This window comes from Fibrella aestuarina BUZ 2 (assembly GCF_000331105.1).
Classification (GTDB): Bacteria; Bacteroidota; Bacteroidia; order Cytophagales; family Spirosomataceae; genus Fibrella; species Fibrella aestuarina.
Window position 1 is genome coordinate 31922 of record NC_020054.1, and the last position, 24545, is coordinate 56466.

Annotated in this window: 19 protein-coding genes; 10 read left to right on the top strand and 9 right to left on the bottom strand. The window is 57.8% G+C overall.

Features of this window, described 5'->3' with window-relative positions:
• Positions 1-55 precede the first annotated feature (55 nt).
• Together FAES_RS00170 and FAES_RS00175 are read right to left on the bottom strand one after the other, a co-directional pair.
• The gene (locus FAES_RS00170; protein WP_015329147.1) at positions 56-778 is read right to left on the bottom strand and encodes a LytR/AlgR family response regulator transcription factor; all 723 of its coding nucleotides are present in this window, start codon (positions 776-778) and stop codon (positions 56-58) included.
• Complete coding sequence (locus FAES_RS00175; RefSeq protein WP_015329148.1) at positions 775-1902, bottom strand: sensor histidine kinase; 1128 nt, start codon at positions 1900-1902, stop codon at positions 775-777. The genes FAES_RS00170 and FAES_RS00175 overlap by 4 nt, the downstream gene beginning before the upstream one ends.
• Positions 1903-2063: 161 nt before the next feature.
• Here FAES_RS00175 and FAES_RS00180 point away from each other — a divergent pair, with 161 nt between their 5' ends.
• On the top strand, positions 2064-2894 hold the full coding sequence (locus FAES_RS00180) for an NAD(P)-binding domain-containing protein (RefSeq protein WP_310589895.1): 831 nt from the start codon (positions 2064-2066) through the stop codon (positions 2892-2894).
• On the opposite strand, the gene FAES_RS00185 is transcribed toward FAES_RS00180, so the two are convergent.
• From FAES_RS00185 to FAES_RS00195, 3 genes are all read right to left on the bottom strand, one after another.
• Complete coding sequence (locus tag FAES_RS00185) at positions 2839-3927, bottom strand: hypothetical protein (protein ID WP_015329150.1); 1089 nt, start codon at positions 3925-3927, stop codon at positions 2839-2841. The genes FAES_RS00180 and FAES_RS00185 overlap by 56 nt on opposite strands.
• 48 nt (positions 3928-3975) lie before the next feature.
• Positions 3976-5424, bottom strand: a complete 1449-nt coding sequence (locus FAES_RS00190) for an MBOAT family O-acyltransferase (RefSeq protein WP_015329151.1) — start codon at positions 5422-5424, stop codon at positions 3976-3978.
• A gap of 387 nt (positions 5425-5811) precedes the next feature.
• A complete protein-coding gene (locus FAES_RS00195) occupies positions 5812-6501 on the bottom strand; it encodes a lysoplasmalogenase (RefSeq protein WP_041257286.1) in 690 nt (229 codons plus the stop codon).
• A 239-nt stretch (positions 6502-6740) separates the two neighbouring features.
• Here FAES_RS00195 and FAES_RS00200 point away from each other — a divergent pair, with 239 nt between their 5' ends.
• Together FAES_RS00200 and FAES_RS00205 are read left to right on the top strand one after the other, a co-directional pair.
• Positions 6741-8075: a PQQ-dependent sugar dehydrogenase gene (locus tag FAES_RS00200; RefSeq protein WP_015329153.1), complete on the top strand. Its 1335-nt coding sequence runs from the start codon at positions 6741-6743 to the stop codon at positions 8073-8075.
• 14 nt (positions 8076-8089) lie between these two features.
• The gene (locus FAES_RS00205; protein WP_015329154.1) at positions 8090-8695 is read left to right on the top strand and encodes a 2,3-bisphosphoglycerate-dependent phosphoglycerate mutase; all 606 of its coding nucleotides are present in this window, start codon (positions 8090-8092) and stop codon (positions 8693-8695) included.
• Between the two features lie 58 nt (positions 8696-8753).
• Here the strand turns inward: FAES_RS00205 and FAES_RS00210 are convergent, their stop codons facing one another.
• Both FAES_RS00210 and alaS read right to left on the bottom strand, forming a co-directional pair.
• Complete coding sequence (locus FAES_RS00210) at positions 8754-9614, bottom strand: hypothetical protein (RefSeq protein ID WP_015329155.1); 861 nt, start codon at positions 9612-9614, stop codon at positions 8754-8756.
• A 196-nt stretch (positions 9615-9810) separates the two neighbouring features.
• The gene (gene alaS, locus FAES_RS00215; protein ID WP_015329156.1) at positions 9811-12471 is read right to left on the bottom strand and encodes an alanine--tRNA ligase; all 2661 of its coding nucleotides are present in this window, start codon (positions 12469-12471) and stop codon (positions 9811-9813) included.
• Positions 12472-12691: 220 nt separating this feature from the next.
• Here alaS and FAES_RS00220 point away from each other — a divergent pair, with 220 nt between their 5' ends.
• The 3 genes from FAES_RS00220 (at position 12692) to FAES_RS00230 (ending at position 17091) form a co-directional block, all read left to right on the top strand.
• Entirely contained in the window at positions 12692-13021 is a 330-nt protein-coding gene (locus FAES_RS00220) for a MerR family transcriptional regulator (protein WP_041258466.1), read from the top strand.
• A gap of 588 nt (positions 13022-13609) precedes the next feature.
• On the top strand, positions 13610-16567 hold the full coding sequence (locus FAES_RS00225) for a TonB-dependent receptor (protein WP_041258467.1): 2958 nt from the start codon (positions 13610-13612) through the stop codon (positions 16565-16567).
• Between the two features lie 14 nt (positions 16568-16581).
• A complete protein-coding gene (locus tag FAES_RS00230; protein WP_015329160.1) occupies positions 16582-17091 on the top strand; it encodes a hypothetical protein in 510 nt (169 codons plus the stop codon).
• Between the two features lie 78 nt (positions 17092-17169).
• On the opposite strand, the gene FAES_RS00235 is transcribed toward FAES_RS00230, so the two are convergent.
• Entirely contained in the window at positions 17170-18516 is a 1347-nt protein-coding gene (locus tag FAES_RS00235; RefSeq protein WP_015329161.1) for a T9SS type B sorting domain-containing protein, read from the bottom strand.
• A 162-nt stretch (positions 18517-18678) separates the two neighbouring features.
• Between FAES_RS00235 and FAES_RS00240 the strand changes: the two genes are divergently transcribed.
• Positions 18679-20178 carry a pyridoxal phosphate-dependent decarboxylase family protein gene (locus FAES_RS00240; protein WP_015329162.1) on the top strand — a complete coding sequence of 500 codons (1500 nt, stop codon included), beginning with the start codon at positions 18679-18681 and terminating at the stop codon, positions 20176-20178.
• Here FAES_RS00240 and FAES_RS00245 read toward each other — a convergent pair.
• Entirely contained in the window at positions 20161-22260 is a 2100-nt protein-coding gene (locus FAES_RS00245) for a T9SS type B sorting domain-containing protein (protein ID WP_015329163.1), read from the bottom strand. The two genes, FAES_RS00240 and FAES_RS00245, sit on opposite strands and share 18 nt — an antisense overlap.
• Before the next feature lie 229 nt (positions 22261-22489).
• Here FAES_RS00245 and FAES_RS00250 point away from each other — a divergent pair, with 229 nt between their 5' ends.
• The 3 genes from FAES_RS00250 to FAES_RS00260 all read left to right on the top strand — a co-directional run bounded on the left by FAES_RS00250 (position 22490) and on the right by FAES_RS00260 (position 24457).
• Positions 22490-22777 carry a YciI family protein gene (locus tag FAES_RS00250; RefSeq protein ID WP_041257291.1) on the top strand — a complete coding sequence of 96 codons (288 nt, stop codon included), beginning with the start codon at positions 22490-22492 and terminating at the stop codon, positions 22775-22777.
• An 88-nt stretch (positions 22778-22865) separates the two neighbouring features.
• The gene (locus FAES_RS00255) at positions 22866-23621 is read left to right on the top strand and encodes a hypothetical protein (protein ID WP_015329165.1); all 756 of its coding nucleotides are present in this window, start codon (positions 22866-22868) and stop codon (positions 23619-23621) included.
• Positions 23618-24457 carry a PhzF family protein gene (locus FAES_RS00260; RefSeq protein WP_015329166.1) on the top strand — a complete coding sequence of 280 codons (840 nt, stop codon included), beginning with the start codon at positions 23618-23620 and terminating at the stop codon, positions 24455-24457. The genes FAES_RS00255 and FAES_RS00260 overlap by 4 nt, the downstream gene beginning before the upstream one ends.
• Positions 24458-24545: the final 88 nt, after the last annotated feature.

Here is a 24545-nt window from a genome sequence, read left to right on the forward strand (position 1 = left end):
TGCAGCCCCTATACACTTTGCGGTAAAGGCCCTGATTGTGTCGGTAAACGACTAGCTAGGGCCGGAAGCGGCTCATCAGCGCGGCCTCGTAGCTGGCTCCAACTGGAATGTCGCGCCCGGCGAGCCGGATGGTTTTGTTCCGAATGCCTTCAATTCGGCTGAACGGCACGATGAAGGAGCGGTGCACCCGAATAAACTGACTGTCGGGCAGCTTATCCAACAGGGCTTTCATGGTCATTCGGGCCACGATCGGGCGGGGCTCCGAGGCGAGGTGTATTTTGAGGTAATCGTCCAGCCCTTCAATCAGCACAATGTCGGCCAGGGCTACCTTATAGACGGTATAATCGGCCCGAACAAACAAGTACTCATCGGCGGGTTGGCTGGGTACGTTGGGCTGGGTACGTTGCTGCCAGATAGCGTATTCATTGGCCTTGGTTACGGCCTGCGTAAATCGTTCGAACGTAAATGGTTTGAGCAGGTAATCGACGGCATTGAGCGTAAATCCCTCGACGGCATACTCGGCATAAGCGGTGGTGAAAATGACCATCGGTGCCGTGCCCGTTTCGGCCTGGATCGTCCGGTAAAAATCCGTGCCGATCATAAAGGGCATGTTGATATCCAGAAAGAGCAGATCGGCCCCCTCCTTGATCAGAAAGTGGTGCGCTTCGTCGGTACGCGTGAAGGTTTGCCGCAGATCGACGAATGGCGTTTGCTGGCAGAAATGCGTCAGCACACGCAGCGCAAGCGGTTCATCGTCCAGGGCAATGGCGCGGATCATAACAGGTTCATCTCGAGTTCGACGGCAAACGTATCGGGTTCATCGCGAATCACCAATTCATGCCGACCGGGGTAGAGCAGTTGCAGACGAGCCTGCGTGTTGCTCAGCCCGATGCCGCTCCCCACGGCTGTCGGGTCGGCTACGCGTACTTTCTGATTGGCTACGTGCAGGTGCAACCGCCCGCCCGTCGCCAGTTCGATGCGGACGTCGATCCGCGACGGCTCCTGCGGGCTGACGCCGTATTTGAAGGCATTTTCGATGAATGATATCAGCAACAGCGGCGCAATCTGATACCCGTTTACGGCCGTGGGTGCCTGGTAGGAAACCTGCACCGTATCGACCATCCGGAGTCGTTGCAGTGCGATGTAATGGCCAATATAGGCCAGTTCGTGGCTCAGTGCCACGCGATCCTGCCGCCCTTCGGTAATGACATAGCGCAGAAACGACGAGAGCTGCACTACGGCGTCGGCTGTGGATGGCGACTGTTCAATGGCCAGCGAGTAAATGCTGTTGAGCGTATTGAACAGAAAGTGCGGGTTGATCTGGGCCTTCAGGTAGCGTAGCTCAGTCTGGATGCGTTCGCGCTCAGTTTCACGCCAGCGATTGTTGATCCGGATAGCCAGTGACAGCAGCAGGCCCGCCAGAAAAAGGAAAAACGTATGATTGATTTCAGACGGCAGGCCCGGTGGCTGCGCCCTCGCCTTGGGCCACGGGGCGGCAGTACCGGGCGGCGGTGCGGCCCCGTCGGCGGAGACAGGGGGCGGGCCACCCCGATGCCCATCGGGTGGAGGCATTGGCCTCACTGCGCCATCGAACCGCGGGGGCGATCCTGCCTGCTGATTGACAATTGATAAGGTGGTTTGAACGAGCAGAAACGACCCCACCACGCTTACCGCGTACAACCCATAATGGCGCCCGAAAAAAAGCCGAGGAATCAGGTAATAATAGTTGACGTAGAAAAAGGTAATCGTCAGCCCATACGACAGCAGGTTGCGTCGCTCGTGAGGGTTGGTGGGCAGTTCGGCCAGCTTGGCAAACCCATTCTCGGCAAATAGATAGGGCAGCGACAGAAAGAGCAAGCAACCCAGCAGGTGAATCAGAATCAGGGCAATACGGCGGCTCATACAAGGCAGTAAAGGCGAAAAGTTACGCTACAGAGCAGCGCCGAGACACACAATCGAGGCAAAGCAGCCGAAATTGCCGGTAAATGGGGATTGGGACTTAAAGGAGGCCGGTTTTCGTAGTGTAGTTCCTTATTTCATCCGATTTTTGCCACTGATTCATGATGAACACGTCAAAACGTACCTGCAGCCTTATTGGACTTGGCTGGTTGGGGCTGCCCCTCGCCGAACGGTTGCTGACGCTCGGCTACCGGGTTTCAGGCAGTACGACTACGCCCGACAAAGTGGCCACGCTACGCCATAAAGGCATCCATGCGATTGAGTTGCGGCTCTCGCCCGCTCCCGAGGGCGACCTGCCGACGCTGCTCGATACCGACGTGCTGGTCGTCAACGTGCCACCCCGCGCCGGGCAGTTTGGTGATCAGTACCACCCTGAGCAGATGCGCTTACTGGCCGAGGCCGTTCGTGGGTCACGCATTCAGCATATCATCTATGTCAGTTCGACCTCTGTTTATCCAGAGCTTAGCCGCGATGTTTACGAGGAGGATGTACAGTCGCCGGCTCAATCAGCAGCACCAGCGCTGGCGACTGCCGAGCAATACTGGCTGGCGCTGGCTCCTGAACGCGCCGTTACGGTGGTTCGTTGTGCCGGGCTGATGGGCGGCAGCCGCATTCCGGGCAAATACGTGGCGGGGCGCACGGTTGAATCAGGTACGTTGCCGGTCAACTACCTGCATCAGGTCGACGCCGTTGGGCTGCTATCGGCCGTAATTGAACAAGGCCTGGCCGGTACCTTTAACGCTGTGGCGCCGCAACACCCCACCCGCGAGGCCGTTTATCGCCAGAGTTGCGCGGCCTTTGGCTACGCCGAACCCACGTTTGTCACCCCCGATAAGCCATTGCCGTTTAAGCGCATCAATGGCGATAGACTGACGCAGGCTACTGCCTACCGGTTTGTTTATCCAGACCCGTTGTCGTTCCCCTATCAGCCATAAGGCAGGTGGGTGTTCTTACAAGGTTGTTGACGATGCCCAACCAGTAACGGCGACCCTGTTTATTCCAGTGGCCGTCGCCAAGGTGGTACCAGTCGGGGTGCTGCCGGATGGTGTTGATCGTGCTGATCACGGTCGGTTGCAGATCGGGGTGGCGCTCGATCCGTTCGATCTGATGGTTGTACACGCCCAGCGTAGGTGCCAGTACGGTCGACTTGTTCGGAATCAGGGTAAGGTAAATTTCCTGGAAACCCAGTTTCCGATAATAGTCCGTCACATAATTCAGGTGTTTGACCACCGCGTCGATATCCTGTTCCCGGATGTGACGAAACGAACTCAACTGCTGCGTCGTATCGGTTTCGGCATCGTAAAAAGCATGTTGCTTGTTGGCCGATAAGCGGGCGCCGGCCGTCCGGTCAAACCAGTCGAGCATAAAACCAGCCTTCAATTCCTTGGCCTTCAACGCGATGTTGTTGTTGAACAGCATAAACTCCAGGCGGCTGTTGAGATCGGAGCCAAAGCGGGTGTTCAGTAGGTTACCGACCCAGGTTGTCGGTTTGGGCGCGGGCGGTTTGATGCGGCTCGAATCGACCAGCGCGTTGGTGGCGTACAGCTGCCAGGAATGATCGCGGAACCGTTCCTGCAACACCCGTTCGATGATCTGAATAACCAGCACGTTGCGCTTGGTTGAGTCGAGTTTGATCGCCTGTCGCCCGTTGCCAATCCAGACGTGCACGTTTTTCTCCGCCGGATAAAAGGCCGTGTCGATGTCGGTGAAGCTATCGCCAATGGTATACAGGTGTACACCCGCCTCTTTGACGGCGGGCAGGTCGGTCGAATCCAACTGGTCGGTTTCTTTGAATGTATGCTCCTTAAACCGCGCAATGTTGGTCATGTTGTACAGGTCACCAAACCGGTATTGATCGGCAATCCAGCCGCGCCGGGCCAACGCCCGCTCCCACGACGGGATGAAACCCACCAGCACAATGAGTGAGACGATTCCGATACCAATCCAACGCAAGGCAAACGAACGCATAGAAACAAGAGGATGGTTACTGACTGATTTGCCGAAACCAACGACAAATCAGAATTGAAAATAAATGAACTGATTGCTAGTAAAGACGCCGAAGAAGTAACAAACTACGGCCAACAACGGAAAGGCAACCCAGAACACCCGCGCACTCACTCTGTCTACAAGTTCAATCCAATAAGGCTCAAAGCGTAGCAGCAACACCAGCCCACCGGCAAACAGCAGTTCGGTCTGGCTCAGCGCCATTCGGATAGGCTCCTGATGGTCGGTTGCTATTTTCTTGATGATCAAACCCGCATCGGCAAAGGAATTAGCCCGGAAGAAAATCCAGGCCAGCGTAACGAAGGCAAACGTCAGAATAGGTGCGATAAGCGACGTTGAGGCCCCCTGTAGCGCATACTCAGCCTGCTCGACCTTGGTAAGGTGCGCTTGTTTGTCGCGCCGATACCGCCGCCATCGCTGCTCGATAATGAGCATAAATCCGTGCAACAGGCCCCAGAAGACAAACTTCCAGCTTGCTCCGTGCCAGAGGCCACTCAGCCCAAAAATAGTCAGCGTGTTCAGGTACGTTCGGGCGGGCGATTTCCGGTTACCACCCAGCGGAATGTAGACGTAATCCCGAAACCAGGTCGACAGCGAGATGTGCCAGCGCCGCCAGAAGTCGGTAACCGACGTGGCCAGGTAGGGCGTTCGGAAATTCTCCATCATGCGCACGCCCATCACGCGCCCCGCCCCAATGGCAATGTCGGAGTAGCCCGAAAAGTCGCAGTAGATTTGAATGGAATAGGCTACGGCCGCGATCAACAGCGAGGTGCCGTTGGTGTTGTTTACGTGCCCGAAAGCCGGGTCAACAAGCAGGGCAAGCCGGTCAGCAATGACCACTTTCTTGAACATACCCCCGGCCATCATCAACAACCCCGACCGGACCCGCGCCCAGTTGAAGCCGGGCAAGTCGTGCAGTTGCGGCAACACGTTCTGCGGCCGTTCGATCGGCCCGGCAACTAATTGCGGATAGAACAACACATACAGCGCGTAGTGCGCCAGACTCCGTTCGGCTTTCTGGTTCCCCCGGTACACCTCAATGGTGTAGCTCATCGACTGAAACGTGTGGAATGATAAGCCAATGGGCAGCACAATTCCCGGCGCCAGCAAGGACAGCGACGGCAATGGATTCACGTACCCGATCCGTTCGAGCAGGTACGTTATGTTATCGTTGGCAAAATCGTAGTATTTGAAAAAGGCCAACAGCGCCACGTTGGCCACCAAACTGGCAATTAACCAATTTCGTCGTTTCTTCCCCTCGGATGCCTCAATCCAGAGGCCTGCCTGATAGTCAATGGCTATGACCAGAAACAGAATCAGCAGGTAAGCCGGAATGTAGGCGGCGTAGAAATAGCAGCTCGCCAGCAACAATAGCCCCACGCGCTTTCGCCCCGACAAGCTGAAAAACAGCAGGGTCACGAGCGTGAAAAAAAGCAAAAAATGAAGCGAATTAAACAGCATGCAATAACGGCTAGTTGGTCTCTGCCACTTTTTTATCTGCCCTCGTCGCCTTGTCGATCAGGCTCAGGAAGGCGGGTATAGCGTTGAGTGGCTCTGACACGCGTAACGAACTGTGCTGTTCTAAAAAGCGCAACAAAGCAAGCCTTTCAGAGCGGATTTGGCTAGCTACGGTACAGAATCACCGACAAATATAGCCGATCGAGGATACGTTCGCTAGATCGAATTATGTTAACGGACGCCGAAACGCCCAAAAAACTACCATACCGGGCTGTAAGGAGGCTTTTTTAGCGATAAATTCTATCGTGAATATAGATTACTCACTACGCAGAGAGGCCTATTCTAAACGGTGATTCAGGCCTAAAAAGGGGATACTGGTGGGTACGTCTGTCAGCGCAGCATGCCAAGGACAATCAGGTACTGGGCCGCTGCATACGCACTCATGATGAGTACTGTCGCGCCGGGAATGGGCATCAGAAATTTGTCGATGGCAATGGCCGAGTCGGACAGGATGAAGAGTAAGGCGCCGATCGTTACCCAGCTGGCACCCGCCTTTGGGCCGCGCTGACTCGCCAGAAAACCCATTGTGCACAGGCAAATGGCATAAACGACCACCGGCCACCAGAGCGGCTTAAGGGCAGGGGTGCCCAAAAAAGCGGGGTAAAGCATCCCCAGAAAAGCGACCAGGTAGCCCGCAAACAGCAGAGCCTGTTGCCAACGGAGGTGGATAAGCCGGGTTGTCTGTCGGCGGATCGATTGCCAGAAGGCCGCGCTATAGCTCAATTGCATCAGCAGAAAGGCCCCTAGCCCAACGGCAAACAAATCCACTTCCCGGATCATGAGCAACACGTCGCCCAGCAGCGCGAAGACCATCCCGACCCCCATCCAGGCCGACGGCCGACGAGACGTACCCAGTTGACTATACACCATCAATGACCCCATAATGAGCGGCTTGAAGCCATAATGCAGCCAGCGGACAGCCAACTCGTCGCCCAGCATCTCGAGTACCGTAATCGATATAAACAGGGCGGTGAAGCGGTAGGTGCGCCTGTCGGTTTGTGAGGGATGGGGTTGGTGCATAACAGGAAAGCTAGGCCGTTGAGGTGCGTCTGAAGCTACGCGTAGATCGCCGGTCATTTCCCAACTGGCTTGTCTGTGATGGGTCAGACCGTTCTTACCCAAATCAGTTGTCGGTCCAAACAGACGGCTAGCGGGTTCTGGCGAAAGGCGGGGGCATAACCAAACTACCGGCAGGCGGGTTATCTCGTTGTATAAGCGACAAACAACCTACGCATTTTGCTTCTTACACTCAACGATTTATGACTTTCCATAACCGATTACCCCTGCTGCTAAGCCTTTGTCTGCTGGCGGCCTGCTCGCAGAAGAAGGAAGACAACAGCGACAAAAGCACCAACACGAGCCCGACCACCGTTGAAACGGCCATCGGTCCACTCGAACTGCCCGCCCCTTACGCCACTAAATCAGCGAAAACTTTCAGTAAGGTGATTGGCTGGCCCGACGGTCAAACCCCTGTGGCCCCGGCTGGTTTTGCGGTGACCGAGTATGCCCGCGATCTCATCAATCCACGCTGGATTTATATTGCTCCCAACGGCGACGTGTTTGTATCGGAAGCCAACACGGAAAAGAAAGGCGTTAAAAAAGCAGCTGCTGAAGTGATTGGCCAAGCCGATTCACAACGGTTCGACGCCAGCGCCAACCGCATCACCCTCCTGCGGGATACCAACGGCGACGGCAAACCCGATCAGCGCTCGGTATTCCTTACGGGCCTGAACCAGCCGTTTGGTATGCTGGTGATGGGCAACCATTTCTACGTGGCCAACACCGACGCCCTGTTGCGCTTCCCGTATACACCCGGTGCCACGAAGCTGGCCGCAACCAGCAAGCCCGACACCATTCTGAAACTACCCGCCGGTGGCTACAACAACCACTGGACCCGCAACCTACTGGCTGGCCCCGACGGCAAGAAGATTTACGTATCGGTAGGGTCGGGTAGTAACGTGGGCGAGCATGGGATCGAACATGAGGTGCGCCGCGCCAACGTGCTGGAAATTAATCCCGATGGGTCAGGCGAGCGTGTCTACGCCAGTGGGCTGCGCAACCCGGTAGGAATCGATTGGCAACCAGGCACCAACAAACTTTACGCGGCGGTTAACGAACGCGATGAACTGGGCGATGGCCTCGTGCCCGACTACCTGACGAGCGTGCAGGAAGGCGGTTTTTACGGTTGGCCGTTCAGCTATTACGGACAAATCGAAGATCCGCGCCGGGCGGGCGAAAGCCCCTCGTCGGTCAAGAAAGCGATTGTACCCGATGTGCCACTGGGAGCGCATACTGCCTCACTTGGCCTTACCTTCTACGATCAGACCAAATTTCCGGCCAAATACCACAATGGTGCCTTTGTGGCTCAGCACGGCTCCTGGAACCGGTCTAGTCTGTCGGGGTACAAAGTAGTCTTTGTCCCGTTTGCGAACGGCAAACCTGGCAAACCCGAAGATTTCCTGACGGGCTTCGTCGCCAAAAATGACGGGCAGGATGTGTATGGCCGACCGGTGGGTGCGTTCACCATGCCCGACGGCTCGCTGCTCGTTACCGACGACTCAGGCAACCGCATCTGGCGCGTAGCGGCGCAGTAAACCCATTCGCTGCTATGTCGCTTCTTGTCATCGTCCGCCACGGTCAATCGCAGTACAACGTAGAGAATCGGTTTACGGGCACCATCGACACCCCATTGACTGATCTGGGCAGGCACGAAGCCCAGCAGGCCGGCGCTCTACTCAGAGCTGATCGCTTTCAGATCGGGTTTACGTCGGTACTCCAGCGGGCTATCGACACCATGGCGATCATTTTACAGACAATCGGCCAGACCGACCTTCCGGTGGAACGGAGCGAGGCACTGAACGAACGCATGTATGGGCAACTGCAGGGCTTGAACAAACTGGAGGTAGCCGAGCGGTTTGGGGCTGATCAGCTCTTCCGCTGGCGGCGGGGGTATGCCGATCAACCACCTGGTGGCGAGAGCCTGGCCGATACATATAATCGCGTGGTTCCTTACTTCGAGTCGACCATCCTGCCGCATCTGCAAGCCAACCAGCCTGTGCTGGTGGTGGCGCATGGCAACAGCCTTCGCGCCTTACTGATGCGACTGGAAGGCATTACGCCCAAAGGCATCGAGCAAATTGAACTAGCGACGGGCGTGCCCCGACAATACCATTTCGATACCCAGTCAGGTACGTTCAGTTTGTTGGAGAAGTAAGCTTGGTTGCATCCTGCCCAACGCCTGCGGGTACATCGCCCAACTGACGTGCCAACCGTTAGTAAGCTTCGTACTCGAATAGTATGCGCGACGAGGTATTGGAGGTTTGCGCTGTGATCGGCAATCCCTGCTCGTTGTAGGTATAACTGATTGTGTACGTTCGTACGCTACCGCTGGAATACCTGACCGTAGCTTCTGTAACGTTGTTGCGGCTGTAGCGACGCACAGGCGTAACATCGGGGCCAAACAGGCCGAAAAATGGGTTGGGTTTATCGTCGAACGTAAAGTTTTCGATCTGATCTGGCCCACTGACTGCTCTTATGGCCGTTAAATTTCCGGACTCAATCGTGTACTGATCGGTTGTAGCTGCCGACCCCGCGGTGGTGGCTTCGGTCCGCACCGTGCTGACCAGGCCGTTGACCAGTGTTGATGTGGTATGCTTCAATAGCTGATACGTACCATCTGACTTCACGAAATCAGTTTGTGCAAAAAGAATCTCTACCGTTGGCCCACCCGAACCGCTGCTTTGAGGACGATAGCTAAAAGCCGTACGCTCACCCAACGTACCCTGGCCATCCACATACGGATATTGATAGGTATAGGTTAAAAGCTGGTTACCGGCGTTGTAGGCAAATAATCCTTTCGGTGCACCCCGTCCAACATCCTGCCCAACGTAGGTAGCCTGATTTACTTTTCCGTTGTTGCCGTACGTAAACTCGGTAGTAGCTCCTGCAGCCCAATCGCCTTCGTATACAATCCGTTTGATGCGATAGCCCTTCAGCGTTTTCTCCGGTTCTTTTTCGGGTTGTGGTTTCTGTTGCGGGGGCACTTTGTCGGACAAAATCGAGTAGTCAGTCCCGCAGCCAGGCAGGAAAGCACTCCAGATCAGTAAGGAAACTGTTCGTAGTATTGCTCGCATGGCGGTTGCTGTTTTTGCACTAACTTACTGAACAGACAAAGGGTTGTAACAAACCAACTCTACCTATCAGGGTCACTGTTTCGCGAAAAAGCCCTTTACCTGAACGTGGCTTCCAGGTAAAGGGCTTTTTCGCGAAACAAACCGACAAGGTAGTCTATTCGAGACCTTATCGGTTTGGGGAAACAGGGTAAAATCCCTACCCCAGCAACTCGCGACCCTGGGCCAGGGCGGCGTCGAGGCCGGAGGCGTCGGAGCCACCGGCAGTGGCGAAGAAGGGTTGCCCACCACCACCACCTTTGATGTTTTTGGCGAGATCTTTCACCACCTGCCCGGCGTTGAGGCCACGGCCGCTGATAAGGCTGTCGGGTAGCATCACGGCGAGTTGGGGTTTGCCGTTGATGTCGGCACCCAGCACGAGGGCGAGGTTATCGACTTTGGCTTTCAGATCGTAGGCCAGTTGCTTCAGGGCGTCGGCGCTGGGTACGTTCACCCGCTCGATGACCACGCTGTGCCCATTTACGGCTTCGACTTTGGCGAGCAGTTGCTCTTTCAACTGCTGCACCTTCTCGTTCTCCAGCGTCTCAAGTTTTTTCTGGAGGGCGTTGCGCTCGTCGATGAGCGACTGCACCGCTTTCACCACGTCTTTCGGGGCTTTGAGTATGTCCTTCAACGCGTTAAGGGTGGTTTCCTGCTCGTTCAGCAGGGCCAACGCACCTTCCGACGTTTTGGCTTCGATCCGCCGCACACCCGTCGACACCGACCCTTCCGACGTCAGTTTGAACAGCCCGATCTGACCCGTAGCGGGTACGTGGGTACCACCGCAGAGTTCGACCGAGTAGTTGGGGTCAAAGGTGATGACGCGGACGAAATCGCCGTATTTCTCGCCGAACAACGCCGTGGCTCCCATAGCCCGCGCCTGTTCGATGGGTACGTTCCGTTTTTCGTCGAGCGGAATATTCTGCCGTATTTTCTCGTTGACGATGGTCTCGACGCGGCTAATCTCTTCGTCGGTCATCTTGCCGAAGTGGCTGAAGTCGAACCGGAGCGCGTCAGGACCAACGTATGAGCCTTTCTGCGCCACGTGCGTACCCAGTACCTCGCGCAGGGCCGAATGCAGCAGGTGCGTGGCCGAGTGATTGTCTTCGGTCAGTTCGCGGCGGTGCGTGTCGATTTTGGCAAACACCAGATCGGTCGACTGCAACAGCTCATCGAGATCGGGACGATCAGCCACGAGGTGGATGCTCAGGTCGTTTTCTTTGCGCGTATCCAGCACCGTCAGCGTAGCCTTGGGTACGTTGCTTTCGAACAACTCCAACGTACCGGTATCACCAATCTGCCCGCCCGATTCGGCATAGAACGGCGTACGGTCGAGCACGATTTGCACCTGCGTACCTTGCTTGTTCTGCACACGACGGTACTTCACGATCTGAGCGTAGGCTTCGGTTTCGTCGTAGCCCACAAACTCAACCTTATCAATATCCTGCAACTCCACCCAGTCGCCAGCCGACGAAGCGGCATCTTTGCGGGAACGGGCTTTCTGCTGAGCCAGAGCGGCTTTGAACCCTTCCTCGTCAATTTGCAGGTGCTGCTCGCGGGCAATCAGCGCCGTCAGGTCAGCCGGGAAACCGAAGGTATCGTTTAGTTCAAACACCGTTTCGCCGGGGATCTCGGTTTTGCCTTCACCCGTCAACTGCCCGATGATCTGGTCGAGCCGCGTCAGGCCGGTGCCCAGCGTGCGCAGGAAAGCGATTTCTTCTTCCCGAATCACGGTGGCAACAAACTCCTGCTGCGCTTTCAGTTCGGGGAACACGTCGGCAAACTGATTGGCCAGCAAGGGCACGAGCTTGGTCATAAACGGCTCCATGAAACCCAGATACGAATACCCGTAGCGGATGGCGCGGCGCAGAATGCGGCGGATCACGTACCCAGCCTTGGCGTTGCTCGGCACCAGCCCGTCGGCGATGGCGAAGCTCACGGCCCGGATGTGGTCGGCGATAACGCGCATGGCCACGTCTGACTTCTCCATCTGGCCGGTGTAGGTACGTCCCGACAGTTGCTCGATGAGGTTGATCGTGCCCGAGAACACGTCGGTGTCGTAGTTGCTCTGCTTGCCCTGAATGGCCATGCACAGCCGCTCGAAACCCATACCCGTGTCGACGTGACGGGCAGGCAGTCCTTCCAGCGAGCCATCGGCTTTCCGGTTAAACTGCATAAATACGTTGTTCCAGATCTCAACGACCTGCGGGTGGTCGGCGTTGACCAGCTCTTTGCCCGACTGCTTGGCTACCTCTTCGGGCGAGCGCAGATCGATGTGTATCTCTGAGCAGGGACCGCAGGGGCCAGTGGCGCCCATCTCCCAGAAATTGTCTTTCTTATTGCCCAGGATAATCCGGTCTTCGCTACCGATGATGCCTTTCCAGATGTCCCACGCTTCCTGATCGAAGGGCACGCCGTCGGCCTCGTCACCTTTGAACACCGACACGTAGATGCGGTCTTTCGGCAGCTTGTAGACGCCCGTGAGCAATTCCCACGACCACTCGAGCGCTTCTTTTTTGAAGTAATCGCCAAACGACCAGTTGCCCAGCATCTCGAACATGGTGTGGTGGTAGGTGTCGAACCCAACGTCTTCGAGGTCGTTGTGCTTACCCGACACGCGCAGGCATTTCTGCGTATCGGCCACGCGCGGCGCGGGGGGCGTTCCATTGCCCAGGAAGAAGTCTTTAAACTGAGCCATCCCCGAGTTATTAAACATCAGGGTGGGGTCATTTTTGGCAACCAACGGAGCCGACGGCACGATCAGGTGCCCTTTGCTGCGGAAGAAGTCCAGAAACTGGCGGCGTATTTCGGAAGAAGTCATGATGCTGCGGTTTACCCCACCCCCGGCCCCTCCCCTCAACTAGAGGGGAGGGGGGCCAGCTACAGTAGCTGCGCGGTTGGTGGCAGCGGAGCATTACCCCCCTCCCTTGTTTTTCAGAGGAGGGGCCGGGGGGTGGGGTCCCGCAAAATTACGCTATTTTCGCGGGAGGGTATTGGTCATAAGGCAACTAATGACCAACAACAACCCACCAACTACCAGTATGGATACGGGCGAAAAGCGGTACTACAGCGTTCGGGAAGTGGCCGATATGTTTAACGTCAACATATCGAAGCTGCGCTATTATGAGAAGGAATTTCCGACGCTCAGCCCCAAAAAGAACCGATCCGGCGACCGTATCTACACCAAAGCAGAGATCGATCACCTGCGCGAAATCCTGGATCTGGTCGAAAACCGGGGCTTTAAACTACAGGGCGCTCGCGAGTTCATCAACAAGAAACAAACGGCCCAACAGGAGAGCCATAAATTACTCGACCGGCTCCGCGAAATCCGGGAGTTTATGGTCGACCTGCGCGACAAACTCGATCAATAACCTACTACCAAACCTATGAGGTCTCGAACGGGGGCGCCCAGCCCTTATAGGTTTTTAAAGATTGAAACCACTGATTTACAGGTAATTTTCACTAGAAATTGACAAAAATCTATTTTATTTTTAATTATATCAATAAACTAACATAATATTCTGCATAGACACTTGACAGCGATATAATCGTTGGTATATTTGATCAAGTACAACAAATCACATCGCTTCTCAGCCTACCGCTAGCCTTCGTTTAGCGCGCTGACGAAAGCAGGTTCTGCCGACCGCTATTGCCCGTCTTCGGGGTAGTCTGTCGCATCCGTTAGCCAGCCATCCTGTCACCTGCGTAAGCCGTCAAACCGGCTGTCAGGCTTGGCGTTGCCTCTTGCGTATTACTCGATCAATGCGTACCCAGTGCTGTACTAACCCAAACAAACTCGACTCGCTATGCTCGTATCCGCCCCGTAACCGATCGCCTGGCTGCTTTTCCGGCACAACCTACCCGCCGACCCGTTGGCAATGGCCGTTTGTTTTTGGGCCATCTGCATGCTGTATCTGTACGCACTCCTTTCGACTCCTTACACACATACACGTCTGATGATGAAACGTCTACAACCTGATCGTACTGTTATTTCGGTGTTTATCCTGCTTGTCGTTCTGCTCTTGCTGCTACCGATTATTCCGTCGTTGGCCCAGGCCAGGCGCATTACGGGCAAAGTAGTGACGGGTACCCAGGCCGAGCCGCTGCAAGGCGTCAACGTCCTGATCAAGGGCAATTCGCGCAAAGGCGCCATTACCAACAACCTCGGCGAATTTTCGCTCGAAGCCAGCCCAACCGATGTGCTGATCGTGAGCTTTATCGGTTTCAAATCGAAAGAAGTACCGGTGGGAAGCAGTACCACCCTATCGGTATCGCTCGACGATGAGGTAAGCCTGTTCAACGAACTGGTTGTAACGGGCACACGAAACGTGGGCCGGACCACACTGGAAACACCCGTGCCGGTCGACGTCATTTCGATCAAAGACATTATGGGCAACCTGCCGCAGATCGATCTGGCGCAGATGCTCGCGTACGTCGCGCCCAGCTTCAACGCCGTGCGTTCCCAAGGCGGTGACCTTGATTCGCACGTCGATCCGGTGCAGTTGCGCAACATGGCGCCCAACCAGATTCTGGTGCTCATCAATGGCAAACGGCGGCACACCTCGGCCCTGCTGATTACGGGCACAGCGGTGGGTAGCCCGTCGACCTCGGTGGATCTGATGACGATTCCGGCGGCGGCCATCGACCGGGTCGAAATTCTGCGCGACGGGGCGGCGGCGCAATATGGCTCCGATGCGGTGGCGGGGGTGGTGAACATCATCCTGAAAAAGGGCACCAACAAGCTCACGGCTAACCTCACGGGTGGTGGCTACCAGAACTCGGGCGGCAGCGCGGGCGACCTCACCAAAGCGGGCAAACCCGACGGCTTCAACTACCAATTCGACGCCAATTATGGCTTCAAAATTGGCGATCGGGGCTTCTTCAACGTGTCGGGGCAGGTGACCCAACGTCGCCCTACCCTGCGCCCGTTCGTCAACGACTGGGAAATCTACGACAAGACGTACCTGAGCAACCTGCGCACCGACAAATCCGGCAAACCCGTCATTACTAACCCCGAACTGATCAACGCGCAGGCCGCTGGAAACGCACCCCTGACGGCCGCCCTGCAAACCGAAGATGGCCTCTTGACGGCCCGGGGCCTGAGCCGGTCTGACTTCGCCGTGTATGCCGGGATGCCGGGGATTACGATGGGCAGCACGTTTTACAACGCCGGCTACGAGATCAACCCTACCACCACGATTTACAGCTTCGGGGGGGCGTCGTACAAATACCTGCGCGGCTACTCGTGCTACTACCGCCGTCCCTCGCAGACCGACCGGTTCAACTTCCTGCTCTACCCCAACGGCTTCCGCCCGCAGATGACCTCCAACACCTCGGATATCTCTAATACCATCGGGATTCGGAGCCGCGTAGGTGAGTTCAGCGTCGATTTCAGCAACACCTACGGCAGCAATAGCATGCGGCTGGGCATGGTGAACACCATGAACGCCTCCTACGGCTCCAACTCGCCGGTCAACATGTATCTGGGCACGCATGAGTTCACTCAGAACTCGACCAACCTCGATTTTTCGCGTTACTTCAAAGACATCATGAGTGGCCTGAACATCGCGTTTGGGGCCGAAATGCGGGTCGAGAATTACAAGATCATGCGCGGGCAGGATGAGAGCTACACCTACGGCGACGCTGGCACGCTCACCGTGGCGCAGAGTGGCCTACTCGTCGGCCCCGACGGCAAACCGCTACAGGATGCCAGCAGCCAGCCGATTGTCGACGCCAAGGGCAACCCCGTTCAGGTAACGGCCGGGCAGCAGGTGGTGGTTAAATCGCTGTCATCGAACTGCCAGTGTTTTGCCGGTTTCGGGCCGAAAAACGAGCGCAACGAATACCGCACCACGATGGCCGCCTACCTCGACGCCGAGTTGGAACTGACCCGGAAGTTTCTGGTAGCGGGTGCCGTGCGGTTCGAAAACTACTCCGACTTTGGCGGGGTGTCGATCGGCAAACTGGCTGCCCGGTATCTGCTGACCAAAACCCTGACGATTCGTGGTTCGATCGCCACCGGTTTCCGGGCACCGTCGTTGCAGGAACTGAACTACACGCATACCGCCACGGCCTTCGTGCCCGACGCCAACGGAATTCCGCAACCGCTCGACGTGACTACGTACCCAACCAACAGCACGGCCGCGCGGGTACTGGGCATCCGGGGGCTGCAACAGGAGAATTCACGTACCTACGGCCTGGGGCTCACCTACCAGCCCCTGCCGGGCTTCGAAGTCACGCTCGACGCCTACCAGATCGACGTGGACAACCGCATTTTCCGCACCAGCTACTTCAACGCGTCGGAGGTGGGTAACAACTACAATGAGGTGATTGGCGGGGGCGAAGCGCAGTTCTTTGTCAACGGGGCCAACGTGCGGTCACGCGGGCTGGAGGCGGTCGGCAACTACACCCACAACATGGGCCGCAACCGCAGCCTGACGTTTAGCCTGGCTACCATTTTCAGCAAGAACACGATCCTGACCCGCAAGACACTCAACCTGAACGTGGCCAACCTGACGCCGGATCAGGTCGTGGAAAAGTACCTGAGCCGCGACGTAATCGGGCAGTTTGAAACGGGCACGCCCCGCACCAAGCTGATCGGGTCGGTGATGTACCACGTCAACAAGTTCGACCTGATGCTGCGCGGTACCTATTTTGGCTCGGTAACGGAGCGGTCGATATCGACGGACGACAAAGGCAATTACTACGATCAGTCGTTCGCCCCGCAAACGGTTTTCGACCTGAGCGTGGGCTACGCCCTGTCGAACAGCCTGAAGCTTTCGATCGGAGGCAGCAACATCCTCGACCAGTACCCCGAGATGCTGCGGTCTGAAAACCGGGGCTTCTACCTCTACTCAAATAACCAGCAAGGCTCAAACGGCGCCTATTACTACGGCCGGCTGACGCTCAACCTCTAACCGCAACTGACCCCATGAAGCGCACGCTCCTCCAAACCAGTTTCCCGATCCTGAGTCTGTTTGTTGGCCTGCTGGGCCTGCTACTGACCGGCTGCGAACAGCAGAACTACGAGCCCGCCAGCAGTGTAGCCCCCGGCGGCGGCACCGTATCGACGTTCAAATCGTATACGCTCACATCGGCCGACAGCAAGAACATCTACGGTCGGATTGTCTTCTACAAATACAATTCGACCACCACGCTGGTGCAGATGGGCCTCTACAACACGGCGGCCGGCGCCACCTACGCCGCCTCGATCTATCAGGGCACGGTAGCGACCAGTGCCGCGACGCCCCTGAAAACGCTCGACGCCGTCAGTGGGGCCACGGGGGCCTTTGCGACCAACAAGTACTTCACCATCAGCGAAGCCGGTTTCTACGATAAACTGAGCACCTACAACGCCAGCGTGAAAGTCATGGCCAGCAATGCCGTCGTTGCCAGCGGCAACATTGGGGCTAACGCCGCGCCGGTAGCCGAGTCGAATTGAGTAGATGGTGTTTCATTCATAAACCAAAGGCCCCGGATCTGCATCCGGGGCCTTTGTCATTTCAGCCAGGTACGTTCTTCAGCGCACCAGCCACAACGTACCCCGCCACTCGGCCTGTCGGCTGGGGAGGTTGAGCCGGTAAGCGTAGGCGCCGCTGGGCAGGGGTTCACCGTTGAGCTGGCCATCAAACGCCGCCTGACCCGCTTTCGTCGAGAACACCAATTCGCCCGATCGGGTAAAAATCCAAAGCTCGGCGTCGGGGTATTCCGTCCAGTTAACTGGCGCCCAGGTATCGTTTTGCCCGTCGCCATTAGGGGAAAAGGCCGTCGGGAAATGAATGCGGTACCGAACCGGCACGAAGAGCGTGTCGGCATACGGACAACCCGCTTCGCTCGTGATCTGAAGCGTATACAACGTAGATCGAAGCGGACTAAAAACAGGCCGGGCAATGGTCGGGTCCGATACCCCTTCGGTGGGTGTCCACCGGTACCGATACGCCGGGTTCTCGGGGGCGTTACTCGCCGACACGCCGGGTGGCAGATCGCCGGGCGGCACAGTCGCCAGCCTGAACATGGGCAACGGATTGATAGTCGGCGCAAAGATGTAATTGACGGTCTTGTAGCAGCCGCCGGGCCGCGTCGCCGTCAGGCTGAACGTAGCCGTGGTGTTGGCCGTGAGGCTACGTACTGCGCCCAGATCGACGCCGTCCCGTAGCCAGCGGATGGCATTGTCGGTGTCGGTTTGCACGTTGATTTGGGCAACCTCGCCTTCGCAGAACGTCAGGCTGCTGGGCTCAATACTCGCCGTTGGCAACGGGTTGATCTGCACCACTGGCTGGTTTTCGACCGAAATGCAGGTGGAGGCAATCCCGCCGAGCGTATACGTACCTGGCTCCTTCACCACCAGCACCGACCGGTTCTGCGAGTTGGGTACGTTGGTGCCGTTGCGCGTCCAGTTGTAGCCCGTATACGTACCAGCGTCGGCAGTGAGCGTCACCGATTCTCCTTCACAAACCGTCGCCGACGTGGGCTGAAGCGTGATCGTGCGGGATTCGGCTCCGCTCAGGGTCAGCGTCAGCGCTTTCGGACCCGTGAAGCAGATGTCGCGTTCCCAGTCGCCGCCCAGGGAATACACACCCGCGGTTTCAACGTTCAGAAACGTTTGCTGATCATAGCCCAGCTTTCGCCCGTTGAGGGTCCAGTACCAGTTACCGAAGGGTAGGCCAGGCACCAGTGCTTTCAGGGTCACCGGCTTGCCCGCGCAGAGCGCCGCGTTATCAACTACAGCAATCCCCAGCGTGGTGGAACAACTCAGGGACGTAATGGCCTTGGGCACGGCAGGCGTTTCGGCCCGTACCAGACCCGCCACGAGCAGCAAGCCACTTACCATTAGTCCCAAAAGCACATACCGTATTCGTTGAGTCATAACGTGCGTCGCCCGAATGGGCTCATTTGCCCCATCGACGGCCAATAAACGATACAATCCAGTCTGTTGATTAACTTAACCTATCAGGTGGCCTTCTATCTATTCGCTCGTCAAGTCTCCGCAGTTGGGCGTAACTTCCGCTTCCTCTTTGCTTCAGGTATTATGAATCCAACGCTTGCCCAGGCCTATTCGCCCGATGCCTTTCGGCAGATGGGCCACGCGCTGATCGATCAACTGGCCGATCAGTTGGAGGCTACCCTATCGCGCCAGACCGGGCAGGCGATCCCGTATCACGACCCCGACACCGCCTTCGCACACTGGCAGGCCGACAGTCAGCAGCCGCTGCTGGATGACCCCATGCCGCTGTTTGCCGACATCATCGCCCGGTCGACTCGGCTGCATCACCCGCGCTACATGGGGCATCAGGTGAGCCCGGTGGCGCCGGCCGCGGCCCTTGGTGGTCTGCTGACGGAGTTTCTCAACAACGGCTCGGCGGTGTATGAAATGGGTATGGCAGGCAACGCCATCGAACGGATCGTGATCGAGCACACAGCCCGGCACATTGGGTATGTACCGACCGATGCGGCAACCCCGGCCGAACAGCCGGGCGGTATCATCACGTCGGGCGGTACGCTGGGCAACCTGACGGCCCTGCTGACAGCGCGAGCCCGGCTGCCGCAGGACGTCTGGCATGAGGGAAACGGTAGCCAGAAACTGGCCATCATGGTGTCGGCCGAAGCGCACTATTGCATTGATCGGGCCGCGCGAATCATGGGGTTAGGCGAGATGGGCATTCTGAAAATCCCGACCGACGAGCAGTTCAAACTGCGCACCGATTTGCTGGAAGCAACGTACCTGAACGCCAGGGCGGCGGGCCTCACCGTCTTTGCCATCGTGGGCAGCGGCTGCACGACCTCCACCGGCTCCCACGACGATCTGACGGCGATCGGTGCGTTTGCTCGCCAACACAACCTCTGGTTTCATGTCGATGCCGCGCATGGCGGCGGGGCTTTCTTTTCGCCCACGTACCGGCACCTGCTGGCGGGCAGCGAACAGGCTGATTCGGTCGTGATCGATTACCACAAAATGCTGATGGTGCCCGCCCTCGCTACGGTGGTCGTATACAAACGAGCCGCCGACAGCCACCGCACGTTTCAGCAACGGGCGCAGTACCTCTGGGACAACCACACTACCGGCGCCGCCGACTGGTACAACACGGGCAAGCGCACCTTCGAATGCACCAAATTCATGGCGGCGGTGAAAGTCTACACGCTAATGCGCCTGTATGGCGACGAGTTGTTTCGGGCCAATGTCGATACGCTCTACGGCCTCGGCCACACCTTCGCCCGGCTGGTGCGGCAGCGACTCACGTTTGACCTTCCGGGCGAGCCCGAATGCAACCTGGTCTGCTTCCGGTACGTTGGTGCGGCCCGTTTTTCCGACGAGCAGCTCAACAACCTGAACCAGCAGTTACGAACCGATTCGCTCAACGATGGGCGTTTTTACATTGTTCAGACTACCCTCCGCCATCAAACGTACCTGCGCGTATCGCTCATGAACCCATTCACGACGGAAACCGACCTGACCGAGCTACTCGACTGGCTGGAACAACGGGCAGACGCCCTGCTGGCCCAAACCGACCCGCTACCGAATCAACCGTAACGTACCCCGCGACTCGATCTGCTGAATGTTCAGCCGGATCCGGTAGGTATAAATTCCACCCGGCAGGGGTTCGCCACGCAGCGTACCATCAAACGGCGCTTCACCCGATCGGCCCGCGTAAACCAACGTGCCCCACCGGTCGTAGATAGATAGTTCGGCATTGGGATAACGATCGATGTTCACCGGTGCCCAGGTGTCGTTTTGCCCGTCGCCGTTGGGCGAAAACGCCGTGGGTGTCAGCAATTGTGTAAACAACGTCAGCGTGAGCCTGTCGCTGAACTGGCACCCGTGCTGATCGGTGATGGTCAGTGTATAGCTGGTCGCCACCGCCGGGTTCAGCAGCGGCCGGGCGATCGTCGGGTCCGACACACCGGCGGGGGGTAGCCACTGGTAGCGGTAACCGGGGTTTTCAGGTACGTTGTCGGGCTGCACCAACGTGTTCTGCCAGACGGGTTCGGGTTGGTCAAGCTTGAAATCGGGCAGTGAAACCAGCTGTGGGTTAAAGGCATAGACGGCCGTTTGCTGGCACCCGGCCGGGGTCGTGACGGTCAGGCTGAAGGTGGTGCTGGCGCCGGCGGTCTGGCGGGGCGCCGTGCCAGCCTCGACGCCATCGCGCAACCAATGAAGCGTATTCGCCGCGTCGGTCTGCGCCACAATGGTTGTTTGCTGCCCGGCACAGAGCGTGAGGCTCCCGGCCACTAAACTCACCGCCGGAGGTGGCGTCACGGCTATTACGGGTTTGTCGGGTGCATTTACACAGGTAGGGAACGCGCCGTCGAGGGCATACACGCCCGCCTGATTTACCGGCAGTGACGCAAGCCCATCGCTACCGGGTATTGGCATTCCATTGCGGGTCCAGACATAGCCCGACACGTCGCCGCCCGATACGGTCAATGTGGTTGACTTATCCTGGCAGATGCTCAGCGAACCAGCGGGGGCAATGTGTAGCGTCGTCTGGGGTATAAACTGCACCAGCCCGTCACTGCTGATGAGCAGCGTGCAGCCCGTTGGCGTGCTGATGCGCAGGCGGTACGGCGTTTCGTCGGCAACCGTAAGCCGGGGAACGTTGAACGAGTTGACCACCTTTCCCGCCTGATTCAGCCATACATAGCCGTTGGCCGGGTCGGCGGGCTGCACGGCGAGTTCATACGTATTGCCCCGGCACACCACCGACTGACTGGCAACCAACTGCGCCGTCGGCCGGGTCCCCACCGTCACGGAAAGCGGCGGCGGAAACTGTATGCACCCCGCCCCGTCGCCCCGAACGTTGTAGATACCTTCGTCAGCGACGGTCAGGGTAGCCGAGAACGGAGCAGTCAGCGCCTGCCCGTTGCGGATCCAGACCGGGTTGATAAGGTCGCCCCCGCCCTGCACCAGCCGTACCGAGCCGCCTTCGCAAAACGCCATTGGGCCGTCGGCCTGCAAGGTAATGGTCTGGCTGGCGTAGGCCGTCACGAGCGGCGCCGTAGCCACGTAGGTGCAGGCCGATGGACTCACCACCACCAGCGAATACGCATCGGGGCTATTGGTGGCCAGTACCGGCCCCGCCACGATAAACCGATGCTGACTGTCGACCCATTGATACTGATTGGTGGATGAACTGAGCTCGGCGGCCAACGTGAACGATTGCCCCGCGCACACCGACGTAGCCGACGCATTAACGGCTGTAACGGGTAAATCGATGATCGTGAGCGTAAACACGCCGTTCACCGTCACAGTCGGGTCGGTTTCCCACTCGCCGCCGAGTGTATACGTACCTGGCTCGTTGACCGTAATCGACATGTCGCGATCCTGACTGAACTTCACCCCATCTTTGGTCCAATACCAGTTGGGCGTAAAATCAGCGGGAACGCTGGCCTGAATCTGCGTAAAGCTGCCCCGGCAGAGCGTCAGCGGGCGCGCGGGCGTAATCACCAGCGTCGTGCTGGCAGCGCGGGCAAGCTGCGCCGCCGACAGAGAAGCCGCCTGCCCCCTGGCCTGGCCCAGCAGACAGAGCAGCACCGCCCACATCCAGCATGACCAACCACCCCAAAAGCGTAGGAAAGCAGCCCACTGACTGGTCTTGGTTGGATGACGATTCATGCGTTTATGTGCGCTGCTGACACGCGTTGGTGGTGGGTGCCTGTAGACGAGTGGCCCACCATAAAATACGGACAGAGGGCCCTAATTCGTGTGCGCAGCAGGCCATAATTAGCCAGTAGTGCCTAGGGTTAACCCCTGAATGAGCCCGTTAGCCCATTGCAAAGTTTGCGCCAGTACTGTATCAGGTTGCCGAAACGCTTATATTGCGGTATCCCTAAATCTTAGCTTTGTGCTCTACGTCGTTCATGCCTACGATCATTCCGATGCCGAGGCACTCAACCGCCGCATGGCCGTACGCCCTGCGCATTTTGAAGGTGCCCAACGCCTGAAAGAGGCGGGTCATTTTATCCTGGGCGGGGCGCTGCTCAACCCCGACGGCCAGATGATCGGCTCCATGATGCTCCTCGATTTTGCCGACGAAACGCAGTTGCAGGAGTGGCTTTCCTGGGAACCCTACGTTCAACAGGGCATCTGGGAAACCATTGACATCAAGCCCTTCCGGCAGGCTGCCATCTGACGGCCTCGCCACTGTCCCCATCGCCTATTAGTGCTAGCCTATCCCACTTCTACCTTTTAACCGAAACGGTTTACCGTTTACGCATGCCTTGAAAAAACAGTTCGTACTGGTTGCGCTGGCGACGTCGGCCATCGCCTGCCAAACCAAACAGGAGACCTCGACGACGTTGACCAGCCCCGACAGCACGACCGTGGCATCGACCACCGTTGCGGAGGGCCCGGGGGAGTCGCCCGACAACTTTGTGGTTATCCCCGGCAGGCAGGTGGGGGTGGTGCGGGCCAATTCGACGGAGGCGGGCCTGCGCGAGTTGCTCGGGGCGGCCAACGTCGTGCGCGATACCATCTACATGGCTGAAGGCGAGTTTGACATCGGCACGACGCTCTTCAAAAACACGGCCGATCAGGCGCAGATTATCTGGAAAGACAAAAAACGGTTTGCCCGCCCCGAAATCGTCCTGCTCCGGCCCGAGTACGACGAAAACAACGAACTCCTGACCGGAACCGGCGGCAAAACCGTGCAGTGGACAGTTCCGATCGGCACGGCCGGTAGCCTCAGCCTGGGTACGTCGCTGCGGGAAGTCGAGCGGCTGAACGGAAAACCGTTTAAGCTGTATGGCTTCGGCTGGGACTACGGCGGGCTGTCGTCGGACTGGCAACGGGGAAAACTTCAGGATACCGACGGGAAAACGTACCTGTCGGCTGCTTTTGGTGTTGGGGCGGAATTTACCGGCTCCGAAAGCAAAATGTACGATTCGGTGCTGGGCGACGGTGAATTTCTGTCGAGCAACGCCGCCATGCAAGCGCTTAATCCAACGATCAAAACCTTGACTATTTCCTTCCGATGACCACAACTCCTTCCCTACGCATTTACCAGCTCGATGCGTTCACCGATACCCTCTACAAGGGTAATCCGGCGGCGGTCGTGCCGCTGACCGACCAGAACCAATGGCTCACCGACGTGCAGATGCAGACCATCGCCGCCGAGAACAACCTGGCCGAAACCGCTTTCTACGTCCGCACCGACACCGGCTATCACATCCGCTGGTTTACGCCCACCGTGGAAATCGACCTCTGCGGGCACGCCACGCTGGCGACTGGGTACGTTATCTTTTTCCTGGAAAACCAGCCCGACAGCACCACCACCGATGCCATGACCTTCGACTCGCGCTCGGGCCCGTTGAAAGTGTGCCGCAGCGATGACGGCTGGCTTACGCTCGATTTCCCGGCCGATGTGTTGCAAAAAGCCGCGGTGCAGCCCCCTGCGTTGCTGGCGGGCCTCGGCGGCCCCAAGCCGTTGGAAATCCACAAAGGCAAAACGGATTTTATGGTGGTGTACGCCACGCAGGCCGACATTGAAAGCCTGGAACCCGATTTTCGCGAGCTGGTGACGGTGCCCGCCCGAGGCGTGATCGTGACAGCCCCCGGCACCGACGTCGATTTTGTTTCGCGCTTTTTCGGCCCTCAGTCGGGTATCGACGAAGACCCCGTTACGGGCTCGGCCCACACGACACTAGCCCCATACTGGGCCAACCGGCTGGGCAAGACCGAACTGGTTGCCCGGCAGCTCTCGGCCCGGGGCGGCTACCTCCGCTGCAAGCTCCACGGCACCGAAGAGACCGGCCGGCGCGTCGACATCAGCGGGCAGGTGCAGGTGTACCTGAAGGGCGAAATCTGGCTGTAGGTCAGCGCTGGCGAGCGTTGCGTTTGGGTCATGCCCACGGGTGTCAAGGTCGCGTGTTTTGGGTTAACCAAATCGTTCCTGCGTAGTT

Coding starts and splice junctions, on each gene's coding strand:
- FAES_RS00170 (WP_015329147.1), bottom strand. CDS start 778: ATGATCCGCGCCATTGCCCTGGACGATGAACCGCTTGCGCTGCGTGTG.
- FAES_RS00175 (WP_015329148.1), bottom strand. CDS start 1,902: ATGAGCCGCCGTATTGCCCTGATTCTGATTCACCTGCTGGGTTGCTTG.
- FAES_RS00180 (WP_310589895.1), top strand. CDS start 2,064: ATGAACACGTCAAAACGTACCTGCAGCCTTATTGGACTTGGCTGGTTG.
- FAES_RS00185 (WP_015329150.1), bottom strand. CDS start 3,927: ATGCGTTCGTTTGCCTTGCGTTGGATTGGTATCGGAATCGTCTCACTC.
- FAES_RS00190 (WP_015329151.1), bottom strand. CDS start 5,424: ATGCTGTTTAATTCGCTTCATTTTTTGCTTTTTTTCACGCTCGTGACC.
- FAES_RS00195 (WP_041257286.1), bottom strand. CDS start 6,501: ATGCACCAACCCCATCCCTCACAAACCGACAGGCGCACCTACCGCTTC.
- FAES_RS00200 (WP_015329153.1), top strand. CDS start 6,741: ATGACTTTCCATAACCGATTACCCCTGCTGCTAAGCCTTTGTCTGCTG.
- FAES_RS00205 (WP_015329154.1), top strand. CDS start 8,090: ATGTCGCTTCTTGTCATCGTCCGCCACGGTCAATCGCAGTACAACGTA.
- FAES_RS00210 (WP_015329155.1), bottom strand. CDS start 9,614: ATGCGAGCAATACTACGAACAGTTTCCTTACTGATCTGGAGTGCTTTC.
- alaS (WP_015329156.1), bottom strand. CDS start 12,471: ATGACTTCTTCCGAAATACGCCGCCAGTTTCTGGACTTCTTCCGCAGC.
- FAES_RS00220 (WP_041258466.1), top strand. CDS start 12,692: ATGGATACGGGCGAAAAGCGGTACTACAGCGTTCGGGAAGTGGCCGAT.
- FAES_RS00225 (WP_041258467.1), top strand. CDS start 13,610: ATGAAACGTCTACAACCTGATCGTACTGTTATTTCGGTGTTTATCCTG.
- FAES_RS00230 (WP_015329160.1), top strand. CDS start 16,582: ATGAAGCGCACGCTCCTCCAAACCAGTTTCCCGATCCTGAGTCTGTTT.
- FAES_RS00235 (WP_015329161.1), bottom strand. CDS start 18,516: ATGACTCAACGAATACGGTATGTGCTTTTGGGACTAATGGTAAGTGGC.
- FAES_RS00240 (WP_015329162.1), top strand. CDS start 18,679: ATGAATCCAACGCTTGCCCAGGCCTATTCGCCCGATGCCTTTCGGCAG.
- FAES_RS00245 (WP_015329163.1), bottom strand. CDS start 22,260: ATGAATCGTCATCCAACCAAGACCAGTCAGTGGGCTGCTTTCCTACGC.
- FAES_RS00260 (WP_015329166.1), top strand. CDS start 23,618: ATGACCACAACTCCTTCCCTACGCATTTACCAGCTCGATGCGTTCACC.